Genomic DNA, 12959 nt, shown 5'->3' on the forward strand with positions numbered 1-12959 from the left:
GGTGAGGTACAGCGGTCACGTACTCCACTATCGCCCGAACCCCGGGCATCGCGTCACCCGGGGTTCACGTGATCCGCGCCCCACTGCCGCACGGAGGGCCGTCGGGGGCCCGCGTCACCGGCTGTCGGGCAGGGTGCCGAGCCGGTTGGCGGTGTGCACGGCGCGCAGCACGGCCGCCGCCTTGTTGCGGCACTCGGTGTCCTCGGAGACCGGGTCGGAGTCGGCGACGATACCGGCGCCGGCCTGGACGTAGGCGGTGCCGTCGCGCAGGAGGGCGGTGCGGATGGCGATGGCGGTGTCGGAGTCGCCGGCGAAGTCGAGGTAGCCGACGCAGCCGCCGTACAGGCCGCGGCGGGAGGGTTCGAGTTCGTCGATGATCTGCATCGCGCGGGGCTTGGGCGCGCCGGAGAGGGTGCCCGCGGGAAAGCAGGCGGTGAGCACGTCGAGCGCGGTGCGGCCGTCGGCGACCGTGCCGGTGACCGTGGAGACGATGTGCATGACGTGCGAGTACCGCTCGATGGACATGAAGTCGACGACCTCGACCGTGCCGGGCTCGCAGACCCGGCCGAGGTCGTTGCGGCCGAGGTCGACGAGCATGAGGTGCTCGGCGCGTTCCTTGGGGTCGGCGAGGAGTTCGTCGGCGAGGGCCTGGTCCTGCTGCGGGGTGGCGCCGCGCGGGCGGGTGCCGGCGATGGGGTGGACCATGGCGCGGCCGTCCTCGACCTTGACCAGCGCCTCGGGCGAGGAGCCGACGACGTCGAACCCGTCGAAACGGAAGAGGTACATGTACGGCGAGGGGTTGGTGGCGCGCAGGACCCGGTAGACGTCCAGGGCGCTCGCCGTGCAGGGCGTCTCGAACCGCTGGGAGGGCACCACCTGGAAGGCCTCGCCGGCCCGGATGCGTTCCTTGATGTCCTCGACGGCCCGCTGGAAGTCGGGGCCGCCCCAGCGGGCGGTGTATTCGGGCAGCTCGGACGGCGGAAGCACGGCCGGGGGCTGCGGCACGGGCCGGGAGAGGTCGGCCTCCATCGCGTCGAGGCGGGCGACGGCGTCGGCGTACGCGTCGTCGACGCCGGTGTCGAGGTCGTTGTGGTTGATCGCGTTGGCGATCAGCAGGACCGAGCCCTCCCAGTGGTCCATGACGGCGAGGTCGCTGGTGAGCAGCATGGTCAGCTCGGGCAGCTTCAGCTCGTCGTGCTCGCCGGGGCCGATCTTCTCCAGGCGGCGGACGATGTCGTAGCCGAGGTAGCCGACCATGCCGCCGGTGAAGGGCGGCAGGCCCTCCTGGTGGGGGGTGTGCAGGGCCCGCAGGGTGGCGCGCAGGGCGGTGAGCGGGTCGCCGTCGGTGGGGACGCCGACGGGCGGGGTGCCCTGCCAGTGGGCCTGTCCGTCGCGGGTGGTGAGGGTGGCGGCGGAGCGGACGCCGACGAAGGAGTACCGGGACCAGGAGCGGCCGTTCTCCGCGGACTCCAGCAGGAAGGTGCCGGGGCGTTCGGCGGCGAGCTTGCGGTAGAGCCCGACCGGGGTGTCCCCGTCGGCGAGGAGCTTGCGGGTGACCGGAATGACGCGGCGGTCGGTGGCCAGCTTGCGGAACGTCTCGAGGTCCATGGCGGCTGACCTTACTGATCCGTGGCGGCCGGGCCGGAATCGCCGTCGTCCTTCAGCAGGACGTCGGCGTCGAAGCAGGTGCGCGCGCCGGTGTGGCAGGCGGCGCCGACCTGGTCGACCTGGACGAGCAGGGTGTCGGCGTCGCAGTCGAGGGCGACGGACTTCACCCACTGGTAGTGGCCGGAGGTGTCGCCCTTGACCCAGTACTCCTGGCGGCTGCGGGACCAGTAGGTGCAGCGGCCGGTGGTCAGGGTGCGATGCAGCGCCTCGTCGTCCATCCAGCCCAGCATCAGCACCTCTTTGGTGTCGTACTGCTGTGCGATGGCGGGGAGGAGTCCGTCCGCGCTGCGCTTGAGGCGCGCGGCGATCTCGGGGTCCAGTCGGCTGGGCCGGCGGGGCGTGCTGGTGGTCATGGGTGCCATTGTGCCGCGCGGGACGGGCCGGGCGGGCGCGCTGTCCACAGGCCGGACCCGGGACGGCCGGTGCGCGCCGGGCCGGCCGTGCGGCCCTGCGGGGTGCGGGTGTGCGGTCGTAGGCTGACTCCATGTCGACCTTTGCCAAGCGTGAACGGCTGTTGCTCGCCGATCTCTTGGAAACCGCGGGTCCGGACGCCCCGACGCTGTGCGAGGGGTGGCGGACGCGTGATCTCGCCGCGCACGTGGTGGTGCGTGAGCGCCGGCCCGACGCGGCCGGGGGGCTGCTGCTCAAGCAGCTCGCGCCGCGGCTGGAGAAGGTGATGGAGGAGTTCACCGCGAAGCCGTACGAGGAGCTGATCCAGCTGATCCGTACGGGTCCGCCGCGGTTCTCGCCGTTCCAGCTGAAGCAGCTCGACGAGGCGTCGAACACGATCGAGTTCTACGTCCACACCGAGGACGTGCGCCGGGCGCAGGAGGACTGGGCGCCGCGGGCGCTGGACACGGTGTTCCAGGACGCGCTGTGGTCGCGGCTGGAGCGCACGGCGCGGCTGATGGGCCGCAGTGCGCCCACGGGGCTGGTGCTGAGGCGCCCGGACGGTCAGACGGCGGTCGCGCACCGCGGCACCCCGGTCGTCACGGTGACCGGGGAGCCGTCGGAGCTGCTGCTGTTCCTGTACGGCCGGCAGAGCGCCGCGAAGGTGGAGCTGGACGGTGAGGAGGAGGCCATCACCCGGTTGCACGAGGCGAAGGCGCTCGGTATCTAGCGCCCGTCGCGTGACGGGTGGTGGCGTCCCTCCCCCGGCCCGGGCGCGCGGCCGGCGTCCTCAGCGGACGCGGTGGCCCGCCTCCCTGAGGGTCTGCTTGACCTCGCCGATGCGCAGGTCCCCGAAGTGGAACACGGACGCGGCGAGGACGGCGTCGGCGCCGGCCTCGATGGCGGGCGGGAAGTCGGCGAGCCTGCCGGCACCGCCGGAGGCGATGACGGGGACGGTGACGTGCTTGCGGACTGCGGCGATCATCTCCAGGTCGTAGCCGTCCTTGGTGCCGTCGGCGTCCATCGAGTTCAGCAGGATCTCGCCGGCGCCCAGCTCGGCCGCGCGGTGGGCCCACTCGACGGCGTCGATGCCGGTGCCGCGCCGGCCGCCGTGGGTGGTCACCTCGAAGGAGCCCGATTCGGTGCGGCGGGCGTCCACGGACAGGACCAGCACCTGCCGGCCGAAGCGTTCGGCGATCTCACGGATCAGGTCGGGGCGGGCGATCGCGGCCGTGTTGACGCCGACTTTGTCGGCTCCGGCGCGCAGCAGCCTGTCCACGTCGTCGGCGGTGCGGACGCCGCCGCCGACGGTCAACGGGATGAACACCTGTTCGGCGGTGCGGCGGACCACGTCGTACGTGGTCTCGCGGTTGCCCGACGAGGCGGTGATGTCCAGGAACGTCAGCTCGTCGGCGCCTTCGGCGTCGTACACCTTGGCCATCTCGACGGGATCGCCCGCGTCGCGCAGGTTCTGGAAGTTGACACCCTTGACGACCCGGCCGTTGTCCACGTCCAGGCAGGGGATGACTCGGACCGCCAGGGTCATGAATCCACGGCTCCTCTACACCTTCTGGGCGTTCGCATACGCCTCGAGTTCCACCGAGACCAGGATGCGCGGGTCGACGAACCCCTCCACGACCAGCACGGTCGCGACCGGGCGGACGGAGTCGAACAGCTCCTTGTGGGCACGGCCCACCGCGTCGACGTCACGCGCGTGCGTGAGGTACGTCCTGGTCCTGATCACCGAGTCCGGTCCCAGACCGAACTCGGCGATCGCCTTCAGTGCGCCGGTGTAGGCCACCTTGGCCTGTTCGTACGGGTCGCCCTCCCCGTACAGCACATCGCCCTTGAAGGCGGTCGTGCCGGCCACCAGCACACGGTCGCCCGCCGCGACGGCGCGCGCGAAACCGAACGTCTCTTCCCAGGGATTTCCGCTCTGCACGCGCCGTACGGCATCGGACGTCATGACGACACAGCCTCCAAGGCCTCTTCCAGGGTGAACGCCTTCGCGTACAGGGCCTTCCCGACGATGGCACCCTCGACACCGAGCGGCACCAGACCGGCGATGGCGCGCAGGTCGTCCAGGGAGGAGACGCCGCCGGAGGCCACGACCGGGCGGTCGGTGGCCGCGCACACGTTCTTCAGCAGCTCCAGGTTGGGGCCCTGGAGGGTGCCGTCCTTGGCGATGTCGGTGACGACGTAGCGGGCGCAGCCCTCCCGGTTGAGGCGCTCCAGCGTCTCGTACAGGTCGCCGCCGTCGCGGGTCCAGCCGCGTCCGCGCAGGGTGGTGCCGCGTACGTCGAGGCCGACGGCGATCCTGTCGCCGTGCTCGGCGATGACCTTGGCGACCCAGTCGGGGGTCTCCAGGGCGGCGGTGCCGAGGTTGACGCGGGTGCAGCCGGTGGCGAGGGCGGCGGCGAGGGTGTCGTCGTCGCGGATGCCGCCGGACAGCTCCACCTTGATGTCCATGGCCTTGGTGACCTCGGTGATCAGTTCACGGTTGTCGCCGGTGCCGAAGGCGGCGTCGAGGTCGACGAGGTGGAGCCACTCGGCGCCGGAGCGCTGCCACGCGAGGGCGGCCTCCAGGGGGGAGCCGTAGGAGGTCTCCGTGCCGGACTCGCCGTGCACCAGGCGGACGGCCTGACCGTCCCGGACGTCCACGGCAGGGAGGAGTTCGAGCTTGCTCACAGTGTTCCGATCCAGTTGGTGAGGAGCTGGGCTCCGGCGTCGCCGGATTTCTCGGGGTGGAACTGCGTGGCCCACAGGGCGCCGTTCTCCACGGCGGCCACGAACGGCTTGCCGTGGGTGGCCCAGGTGACCTTGGGCGCGGTCATCGCCGGGTTGTGCGTCTGAAGCGCCCAGTCGTGGACGGCGTAGGAGTGCACGAAGTAGAAGCGGGCGTCCGCGTCCAGGCCGGCGAAGAGTTCGGAGTCCGCGGGGGCGTCGACGGTGTTCCAGCCCATGTGGGGGACGATGTCGGCCTCGAGCGGCCCGACCGTGCCGGGCCACTCGTCGAGGCCCTCGGTCTCGACGCCGTGTTCGATGCCGCGGGCGAAGAGGATCTGCATGCCGACGCAGATGCCCATCACGGGGCGTCCGCCGGAGAGCCTGCGGTCGATGATCCAGTCGCCGCGGGCCTCCTTCAGGCCCTGCATGCAGGCGGCGAACGCGCCGACGCCCGGCACGAGCAGCCCGTCGGCGTTCATGGCGGTGTCGAAGTCGCGGGTGATCTCGACGTCGGCGCCGACGCGGGCGACGGCACGCTCGGCGGAGCGGACGTTGCCGAAGCCGTAGTCGAAGACGACGACCTTCTTCGGGGTGCTCATCAGTTCCACACCTCCAGCCGCAGCACGCCCGCGACGAGGCACATGGCCGCGCCGATGGACAGCAGCACGATCAGGCTGCGGGGCATCTGCTGTTTGACGAAGGAGATGATGCCGCCGACGAGGAACAGGCCGACGACGATCAGGAGCGTGGACAGTCCGTTCATGCTCTACAGGGCGCCCTTCGTGGAGGGGAGGATGCCGGCGGCGCGCGGGTCGCGCTCGGAGGCGTAGCGCAGGGCCCGGGCGAGTGCCTTGAACTGGCACTCCACGATGTGGTGGGCGTTGCGCCCGTACGGCACGTGCACGTGCAGGGCGATCTGGGCCTGCGCGACGAACGACTCCAGGATGTGCCGGGTCATGGTCGTGTCGTACTCGCCGATCATCGGCGCCATGTTCTCGGGCTCGGTGTGCACGAGGTAGGGGCGGCCGGAGAGGTCGACGGTGACCTGGGCGAGGGACTCGTCCAGCGGGACCGTGCAGTTGCCGAAGCGGTAGATGCCCACCTTGTCGCCGAGGGCCTGCTTGAAGGCGGCGCCGAGCGCGAGGGCGGTGTCCTCGATGGTGTGGTGGGAGTCGATGTGCAGGTCGCCGTCGGTCTTCACGGTCAGGTCGAACAGGCCGTGCCGGCCGAGCTGGTCGAGCATGTGGTCGTAGAAGCCGACGCCGGTGGCGATGTCGGTCCTCCCGGTGCCGTCGAGGTCGATCTCGACGAGGACCGAGGTCTCCTTGGTCGTGCGCTCTATGCGTCCCACGCGGTTCATACGGGCTGCTCCTTCTTCAGTTCACGGACCGCGTCGAGGAACGCGTCGTTCTCCTCCGGGGTGCCGGCGGTGACCCTGAGGCGGCCGGGCACGCCGTTGTCCCGGACCAGGACGCCCCGGTCGAGGATCTTCTGCCAGGCCTCGTGGGCGTCGTCGAACCGTCCGAACTGCACGAAGTTGGCGTCGGAGGGGGTCACCTCGTAGCCGAGGGCGCGCAGTTCGGTGACGAGCCGGTCCCGTTCGGTCTTCAGCTGCTCGACGTAGCCGAGCAGGGTGTCGGTGTGCTCCAGGGCGGCCAGCGCGGTCGCCTGGGTGATCGCCGACAGGTGGTACGGCAGCCGTACGAGCTGGACGGCGTCGACGACGGCCGGGTGCGCGGCGAGATAGCCGAGGCGCAGGCCCGCCGCGCCGAACGCCTTCGACATGGTGCGGGAGATCACCAGGTGGGGGCGGCCTTCGAGGAGCGGCAGCAGCGAGTGGCCGTGGCTGAACTCGATGTAGGCCTCGTCGGCGATCACGACGGACGGCTTGGCCGCCTGCGCGGCGTCGTACAGGGCGACGACCGTCTCGGGCGGGACGGCGGTGCCCGTGGGGTTGTTGGGGGTGGTGATGAAGACGACGTCGGGCTGGTTCTCGGCGATCGCCTTCTCGGCGGCGGCGAGGTCGATGGTGAAGTCGTCGTTGCGGGGGCCGGAGATCCAGCCGGTGCCGGTGCCGCGCGCGATGAGCGCGTGCATCGAGTACGACGGTTCGAAACCGATCGCGGTGCGTCCGGGGCCGCCGAAGGTCTGCAGGAGCTGCTGGATGACCTCGTTGGAGCCGTTGGCGGCCCACACGTTCGCGAGGCCGACCCGGTGGCCGCCGGTGCGGGTGAGGTACTCGGCGAGCCTGGTGCGCAGCTCGACGGCGTCCCGGTCGGGGTAGCGGTTGAGGTGGCGGGCCGCCTCACGGACGCGTTCGGCGATGCGTTCGACGAGGGGCTCGGGCAGGGGGTAGGGGTTCTCGTTCGTGTTCAGCCGTACGGGGACGTCCAGCTGGGGCGCGCCGTAGGGGGACTTGCCGCGCAGCTCGTCCCGTACGGGGAGATCGTCGATCCGGATGTTCACTTGCTCTCCGGCACCTTCCAGTCGAACCTCGCCTTGATCGCCGCGCCGTGCGCGGGCAGGTCCTCGGCCTCCGCCAGGGTCACCACGTGGTGGGCGACCTCGGCGAGCGCGTCGCGGGTGTAGTCGACGATGTGGATGCCGCGCAGGAAGGACTGCACGGACAGGCCGGAGGAGTGGCAGGCGCAGCCGCCGGTGGGCAGGACGTGGTTGGAGCCGGCGGCGTAGTCGCCGAGGGAGACCGGCGCCCACGGGCCGATGAAGATCGCGCCGGCGTTCTTGACACGGTCGGCGACGGCGGCGGCGTCGGCGGTCTGGATCTCCAGGTGCTCGGCGCCGTAGGCGTCGACGACACGCAGGCCCTCCTCGACGCCGTCGACGAGGACGATCGCGGACTGCTTGCCCTTGAGGGCGGGCACGATCCGGTCGTCGATGTGCTTGGTCGCGGCGACCTGGGGCTCCAGCTCGCGCTCGACGGCGTCGGCCAGCTCGACGGAGTCGGTGACGAGGACGGCGGCGGCCAGCGGGTCGTGCTCGGCCTGGCTGATCAGGTCGGAGGCGACGTGCACCGGGTCGGCGGTCGCGTCCGCGAGGATCGCGATCTCGGTCGGGCCGGCCTCGGCGTCGATGCCGATCTTGCCGGTGAAGTAGCGCTTGGCGGCGGCGACCCAGATGTTGCCGGGGCCGGTGACCATGTCGGCGGGCGGGCAGGACTCGGTGCCGTACGCGAACATCGCGACGGCGGTGGCGCCTCCGGCGGCGTACACCTCGTCGACGCCTAGGAGGGCGCAGGCGGCGAGGATCGTCGGGTGCGGCAGGCCGCCGAACTCGGCCTGGGCGGGCGAGGCGAGGGCGATGGAGCCGACACCGGCCTCCTGGGCGGGTACGACGTTCATCACGACGGAGGACGGGTACACCGAGCGTCCGCCGGGCGCGTACAGCCCGACGCGTTCGACGGGAACCCACTTCTCGGTCACGGTGCCGCCGGGCACGACCTGGGTGGTGTGGGTGGTGCGGCGCTGTTCGCGGTGGACGAGGCGGGCGCGGCGGATGGACTCCTCCAGGGCCGCGCGCACGGCCGGGTCCAGCTCGTCGAGGGCCTTGGCGACGGCCTCGGCCGGGACCCTGACCTGCTCCAGCGTGACTCCGTCGAATTTCTCCGCGAAGTCGATCAGTGCCGCGTCGCCGCGATGATGCACGGCCTCGCAGATCGGACGCACCTTCTCGAGGGCGGTCTGAACGTCGAAGTCGGCTCGGGGCAGCAGGTCGCGAAGGGCGGGGCCCTCGGGGAGGGCGTCGCCGCGCAGATCGATTCGGGAGATCACGGTCTCAATTCTCTCAGACCCGCGGCGGCGGGCGTTCCGCCGTATCAGTGGCTGATACACGTCTCGGACGGGCTGCGGAAGTTCACCTTCACCCCTGGTGTTCCACCCGTCACTCAGCGGGCATGAACAGCTGTACGACGAGCGGCTGAGGACGGAGCGACGGAGGAGAGCGAGGGACGCACCGTGACCGAGGGGGCCGGCCTGCACGCCGGGGACCTGCCCGACGACCTGACCGCGACGGAGGCCGGCATGTGGCAGGCCTTCCGCAACGGCAGCCTGTACGACCTGAGCGCCGGGAACCCGGTGCTCGACGATCCGCACGGCGGGCACCCGTGGGGTCCCGAGCGGACCGTGCGGGCGCGGATCGTGGCCTGGCTGCTGCTGGACGGCCCGCCCGCCCTGCCCGGTCGGGTGTCCTCGCTGAAGCTGGCCGGGGTGCTGATCAGCGGCACCCTGGATCTGGCGGGCGGGAGCGTCCGGCCGTACGTGGAGATGCGCGGCTGCCGGTTCGAGCGGGAGCTGCGGCTGCCGGAGGCGCACTTCACGACCGTACGACTGGTGGACTGCGCGGTGCCCCGGCTGGAGGCGGCCCGGGTGCGCACCGAGGGTGATCTGCACCTGCCGCGCTGCCGGTTCCCGGGCGGCATCCGGCTCACGGACGCGCACATCGGCACCGACCTGATGCTCAACCAGGCGGTCGTCCACCGTGACCGGGGCGGGCGGGCCATCGCCGCCGACGGCATGACGGTCGGGCAGGACCTCCAGGCGGAGATGCTCCAGGCGCACGGCGAGGTGAGTCTGCGCAGCGCCACCGTCGGCGTGTCGCTGAGCCTGCGCGGGGCGCGGCTCGCCAACCCGACGGGGCGGCTCGCGCTGAACGCGCCCCGGCTCAGCGTCGAACGCACCCTGTATCTGACGCCGGCCGGTGTGGGCCGCCAGGCGGTCAGCGGGACCACGCCCGCGCAGGGCACACGCATCCAGCGGTTCGAGTGCCGGGGCGGGGTGCGGCTGGACGACGGTCGGTTCGGGGACGCCGTCGACTTCGAGCAGGCCGTGTTCGCGCTCACCGACGAGCAGGAGGTGTCGCTGCGCCGCGTGCAGACGCCCGAGCTGCGTTTCCTCGGGGAGCGTTTGCTGCGCGGCCGGGTGGTGCTGTCGGGGGCGCGGGTGGTCAATCTGGTCGACCGGGCCGCCGCCTGGCCGGGGCCGGGCAGTCTGCACATGGGGGGTTTCGCGTACGAGAACCTGGTGCCGCAGGGGCCGTTCCCGCTGGAGGCGCGGCTGGAGTGGGTGGCGGCGGCGACCGCCGAGTACAACCCGGAACCGTACGAGCGGCTCGCGGCGGTGCTGCGGGCGGCGGGCGAGGACGAGGACGCCCGTGAGGTGCTGCTCGCCAAACATCGGCGGCGCCGCGAGACGCTGCCGCTCGCCGCGAAACTGTGGGGGTACGCGCAGGACGTCACCGTCGCCTACGGCTACCGGCCGGGGCGGGCCGCGGTGTGGATGGCGGTGCTGTGGGCGGCCGGGACGTGGGCGTTCGCGCACGCCCAGCATCCGCCGGTCAAGCCGGACGAGCATCCGGTGTGGAACCCGGCGGTGTTCGCGCTGGACCTGCTGTTGCCGGTCATCGACCTCGGGCAGGCGGGGCAGTGGCAGCTGCGCGGCGGGTGGCAGTGGCTGGCGGTGGTGATGATCATGCTGGGCTGGGTGCTGGCGACGACGGTGGCGGCGGGGGCCACGCGGCTGCTGCGGCGGAGCTGAGACGGGGGGCGCCCCGTCTGGGTGGTTCGGCAGGTTTTACCCTCCCTTGACCCTGGGTCGTACAACTTTCCACGACTTGGCCGAAGCCTCTGGCGCACGCCCGACCTGCGGCTTTTCAATGGTCGACACCATGGCTCTGCACCTGCGGTTTCTGCGCCCGAGGCGGCCGGCGACGCCGGCCGCGCCGTCCGCCGTGGCCGACGGTGACGTGGTGCTCGACGCCCCCGACGCCCGGCTCGCGCCGGTGCTCGTCGCCGCCGCACGCGGCGATCACACCCCCGCCGCCGCGCTGCTCGCCGCCACCGCCGAGCACGCCGAATGGGAGCACCGCGACCGGTACGTACGCCGCCTCGCCGTCTTCGCCCGCTGCCGCCCCGACTTCTTCCGCGCCTGGACGGCCGAGACGCCCGACGACCCGGGTCTGCTGCTCGTCGGCGCGCAGCTCGCCGTGGACCGCGCCTGGGACTCCCCCGCCCGTGCCGAACTGCTGCGCCAGGTCAGCCCGCTGATCACGGCCGCCGCGGGCGGCGACCACCACGACCCGGTGCCCTGGCGGCTCGCCCTGGACCACGCGCGCGGCGCCCGTGCCGGGCACCGCTACTTCGAGGAGCTGTGGGAGGCGGCCGTACGACGGGCCCCGCATCACTACGGCTGCCATGTGGCCGCCCTCCGCTATCTCGCCGCGTCCTGGCGCGGCGCCCACCGCGAATGCCTCGACTTCGCCGAACGCGCCGCGCAGGACGCCCCCGCCGACGCCCTCCTCCAGGCACTGCCCGCACGCGCCGCCCTCGGCTGCCTCACCGACAGCTCCGGCACCGATGTGCCGAGGGCACGGCTCGACGCGGCGGCCGACCGCGCCGTCGCCCTGTCCGCCCGGCTGCCCGCCGACGACCCGTGGCCCGCACAGATCCGCAACCTGCTCGCCTACGTCCTGCTGCGGCTGGCCCGGCCCGCCGAGGCCTGGGAACAGATGCGGCTGACCGGCGCGTACGCCACCTCCTTCCCCTGGGAACGGATGTCCGACGACCCGCTGGGACACTTCCTTCGCGTACGGGGAGCACTGCGGGAGGCCCTGAGGGTGGAAACCCCGCACAGGGGGCGCGGCGGAACCCCACGCGCTCTCGGCCATTAGGCTTCTGCGTCGTGACCACCGTCCGGCTGCCCCTCTTCCCCCTGAACACGGTGCTGTTCCCGGGGCTCGTGCTCCCTCTCAACGTCTTCGAGGAGCGCTATCGCGCCATGATGCGCGCGCTGCTGAAGACCCCCGAGGACGCTCCGCGCCGGTTCGCCGTCGTGGCGATCCGCGACGGGCACGAGGTCGCGCCGAGCGAGCCCGGGATGCCCGACCCCACCGCGCTGCCCGAGCGCGGGCCCGCCGCCGGGTTCGGGCCCGACCCGCTGCGGGCCTTCCACACCGTGGGCTGCGTGGCCGACGCGGCGACCGTACGGGAGCGGGCCGACGGCACGTTCGAGGTCCTCGCCACCGGCACCACACGCGTCCGGCTGCTGTCCGTGGACGCGAGCGGGCCCTACCTGGTCGGGGAGCTGGAGCCCCTGGAGGAACAGCCGGGCGACGACGCGGCCACCCTCGCCGAGAGCGCGCTGCGGGCGTTCCGCCAGTACCAGAAGCGGCTCGCCGGCGCCCGGGAACGGTCCCTGGCCGGCGCGGCCGAACTGCCCGACGAGCCGTCCGTCGTCTCCTACCTGATCGCCGCCGCGACGGTGCTGGACACCCCGACCAAGCAGCGGCTGCTGCAGGCGCCGGACACGGCGTCGCGGCTGCGGGACGAACTGAGACTGCTGCGCACCGAGACGGCGATCATCCGTAGTCTGCCCTCGCTGCCCGCGTTCGAGCTGACGCAGGGCACGACGAGTCTGAACTGAGGCACCGGGAACGGCATCCGATGGCGAAGAAGCAGAAGAAGCAGTCCGGGGGCACGCCGGCGACGGTCGCGCTCGCGGCGGCGGGAGTGCCGCACACAGTCCACTCCTACGACCACGACCCCGGCCACCCCTCCTACGGCGAGGAGGCCGCCGAGGCGATGGGGGTCTCCCCCGAGCGGGTCTTCAAGACCCTCGTCGCCGACGTGGACGGGGCGCTGACGGTCGCCGTCGTGCCGGTCGCGGGGTCGCTGGACCTGAAGGCCCTCGCGGCGGCGGTCGGCGGCAAGCGGGCCGCGATGGCCGACCCCGTCCTGGCGGAGCGCACCACCGGATACGTCCGGGGCGGCATCTCCCCGCTGGGCCAGCGCAAGAAGCTGCCGACGGTGCTGGACGCGTCCGCGATGTCCCACGCGACGATCTGTGTCTCGGCCGGCCGCCGGGGCCTGGAGGTCGAACTCTCCCCCACAGACCTGGCCAAGCTCACAGCAGCCCACCTCTCCCCCATCGCCCGCCCCTGACCCACCGACGCGCCGGCGACGCCCTTCCGCGCAGTTCCCCGCGCCCCTGCTTGTGGCCGGGCCGTCGTGTTCGCCCCGCGGGCCGGTGACAAGGGAGAGCCGCCGATGGCGGGGAGGGGGTGTGCCGGGGGGTGCCCGCCCGCAGCGTGCGGCGCAAACCCCGGGTGCGGATTTACGAGACAGAGCGTCGCACCGAGGACGGACACCCCCCGGCGCGCCCCCG

At 72.4% G+C, this 12959-nt stretch carries 15 protein-coding genes; 5 read left to right on the plus strand and 10 right to left on the minus strand.

Going from position 1 to position 12959, the window contains the following annotated elements; translation table 11 throughout:
• Window positions 1-114 precede the first annotated feature (114 nt).
• Both MTQ10_RS20095 and hisI read right to left on the minus strand, forming a co-directional pair.
• Window positions 115-1608: an anthranilate synthase component I gene (locus MTQ10_RS20095; protein ID WP_247470073.1), complete on the minus strand. Its 1494-nt coding sequence runs from the start codon at window positions 1606-1608 to the stop codon at window positions 115-117.
• Window positions 1609-1619: 11 nt separating this feature from the next.
• Window positions 1620-2030: a phosphoribosyl-AMP cyclohydrolase gene (hisI, locus tag MTQ10_RS20100; RefSeq protein ID WP_374117647.1), complete on the minus strand. Its 411-nt coding sequence runs from the start codon at window positions 2028-2030 to the stop codon at window positions 1620-1622.
• A gap of 122 nt (window positions 2031-2152) precedes the next feature.
• Here hisI and MTQ10_RS20105 point away from each other — a divergent pair, with 122 nt between their 5' ends.
• The gene (locus tag MTQ10_RS20105; protein WP_247470084.1) at window positions 2153-2788 is read left to right on the plus strand and encodes a TIGR03085 family metal-binding protein; all 636 of its coding nucleotides are present in this window, start codon (window positions 2153-2155) and stop codon (window positions 2786-2788) included.
• Window positions 2789-2848: 60 nt separating this feature from the next.
• On the opposite strand, the gene hisF is transcribed toward MTQ10_RS20105, so the two are convergent.
• Genes hisF through hisD form a run of 8 tightly spaced genes read right to left on the minus strand, consistent with a single transcriptional unit; the run spans window position 2849 to window position 8573 of the window.
• Complete coding sequence (gene hisF / locus MTQ10_RS20110) at window positions 2849-3604, minus strand: imidazole glycerol phosphate synthase subunit HisF (protein ID WP_247470086.1); 756 nt, start codon at window positions 3602-3604, stop codon at window positions 2849-2851.
• Between the two features lie 15 nt (window positions 3605-3619).
• Entirely contained in the window at window positions 3620-4024 is a 405-nt protein-coding gene (locus MTQ10_RS20115) for a RidA family protein (RefSeq protein WP_247470088.1), read from the minus strand.
• Window positions 4021-4746: a bifunctional 1-(5-phosphoribosyl)-5-((5-phosphoribosylamino)methylideneamino)imidazole-4-carboxamide isomerase/phosphoribosylanthranilate isomerase PriA gene (gene priA, locus MTQ10_RS20120; protein ID WP_247470090.1), complete on the minus strand. Its 726-nt coding sequence runs from the start codon at window positions 4744-4746 to the stop codon at window positions 4021-4023. Before priA ends, MTQ10_RS20115 begins: the two co-directional genes overlap by 4 nt.
• Window positions 4743-5384, minus strand: a complete 642-nt coding sequence (hisH, locus tag MTQ10_RS20125) for an imidazole glycerol phosphate synthase subunit HisH (RefSeq protein WP_247470092.1) — start codon at window positions 5382-5384, stop codon at window positions 4743-4745. Before hisH ends, priA begins: the two co-directional genes overlap by 4 nt.
• The gene (locus MTQ10_RS20130) at window positions 5384-5548 is read right to left on the minus strand and encodes a hypothetical protein (RefSeq protein ID WP_247470094.1); all 165 of its coding nucleotides are present in this window, start codon (window positions 5546-5548) and stop codon (window positions 5384-5386) included. The genes hisH and MTQ10_RS20130 overlap by 1 nt, the downstream gene beginning before the upstream one ends.
• A gap of 3 nt (window positions 5549-5551) precedes the next feature.
• Complete coding sequence (hisB, locus tag MTQ10_RS20135) at window positions 5552-6145, minus strand: imidazoleglycerol-phosphate dehydratase HisB (RefSeq protein WP_247470096.1); 594 nt, start codon at window positions 6143-6145, stop codon at window positions 5552-5554.
• A complete protein-coding gene (locus MTQ10_RS20140) occupies window positions 6142-7251 on the minus strand; it encodes a histidinol-phosphate transaminase (RefSeq protein ID WP_247470099.1) in 1110 nt (369 codons plus the stop codon). The genes hisB and MTQ10_RS20140 overlap by 4 nt, the downstream gene beginning before the upstream one ends.
• Entirely contained in the window at window positions 7248-8573 is a 1326-nt protein-coding gene (gene hisD, locus MTQ10_RS20145) for a histidinol dehydrogenase (RefSeq protein WP_247470100.1), read from the minus strand. Before hisD ends, MTQ10_RS20140 begins: the two co-directional genes overlap by 4 nt.
• A gap of 183 nt (window positions 8574-8756) precedes the next feature.
• On the opposite strand from hisD, the gene MTQ10_RS20150 reads away from it, so the two are divergent.
• From MTQ10_RS20150 to ybaK, 4 genes are all read left to right on the plus strand, one after another.
• On the plus strand, window positions 8757-10334 hold the full coding sequence (locus MTQ10_RS20150; protein WP_247470102.1) for an oxidoreductase: 1578 nt from the start codon (window positions 8757-8759) through the stop codon (window positions 10332-10334).
• A 118-nt stretch (window positions 10335-10452) separates the two neighbouring features.
• A complete protein-coding gene (locus MTQ10_RS20155; RefSeq protein WP_374117649.1) occupies window positions 10453-11466 on the plus strand; it encodes a hypothetical protein in 1014 nt (337 codons plus the stop codon).
• 11 nt (window positions 11467-11477) lie between these two features.
• Window positions 11478-12218 (plus strand): LON peptidase substrate-binding domain-containing protein, encoded by a 741-nt coding sequence (locus tag MTQ10_RS20160; RefSeq protein ID WP_247470105.1) that lies wholly within the window; start codon window positions 11478-11480, stop codon window positions 12216-12218.
• Window positions 12219-12238: 20 nt separating this feature from the next.
• Window positions 12239-12736 carry a Cys-tRNA(Pro) deacylase gene (gene ybaK / locus MTQ10_RS20165; protein WP_247470106.1) on the plus strand — a complete coding sequence of 166 codons (498 nt, stop codon included), beginning with the start codon at window positions 12239-12241 and terminating at the stop codon, window positions 12734-12736.
• Window positions 12737-12959 lie beyond the last annotated feature (223 nt).

The organism is Streptomyces sp. XM83C (assembly GCF_023072675.1).
GTDB lineage: Bacteria > Actinomycetota > Actinomycetes > Streptomycetales > Streptomycetaceae > Streptomyces > Streptomyces thermocoprophilus.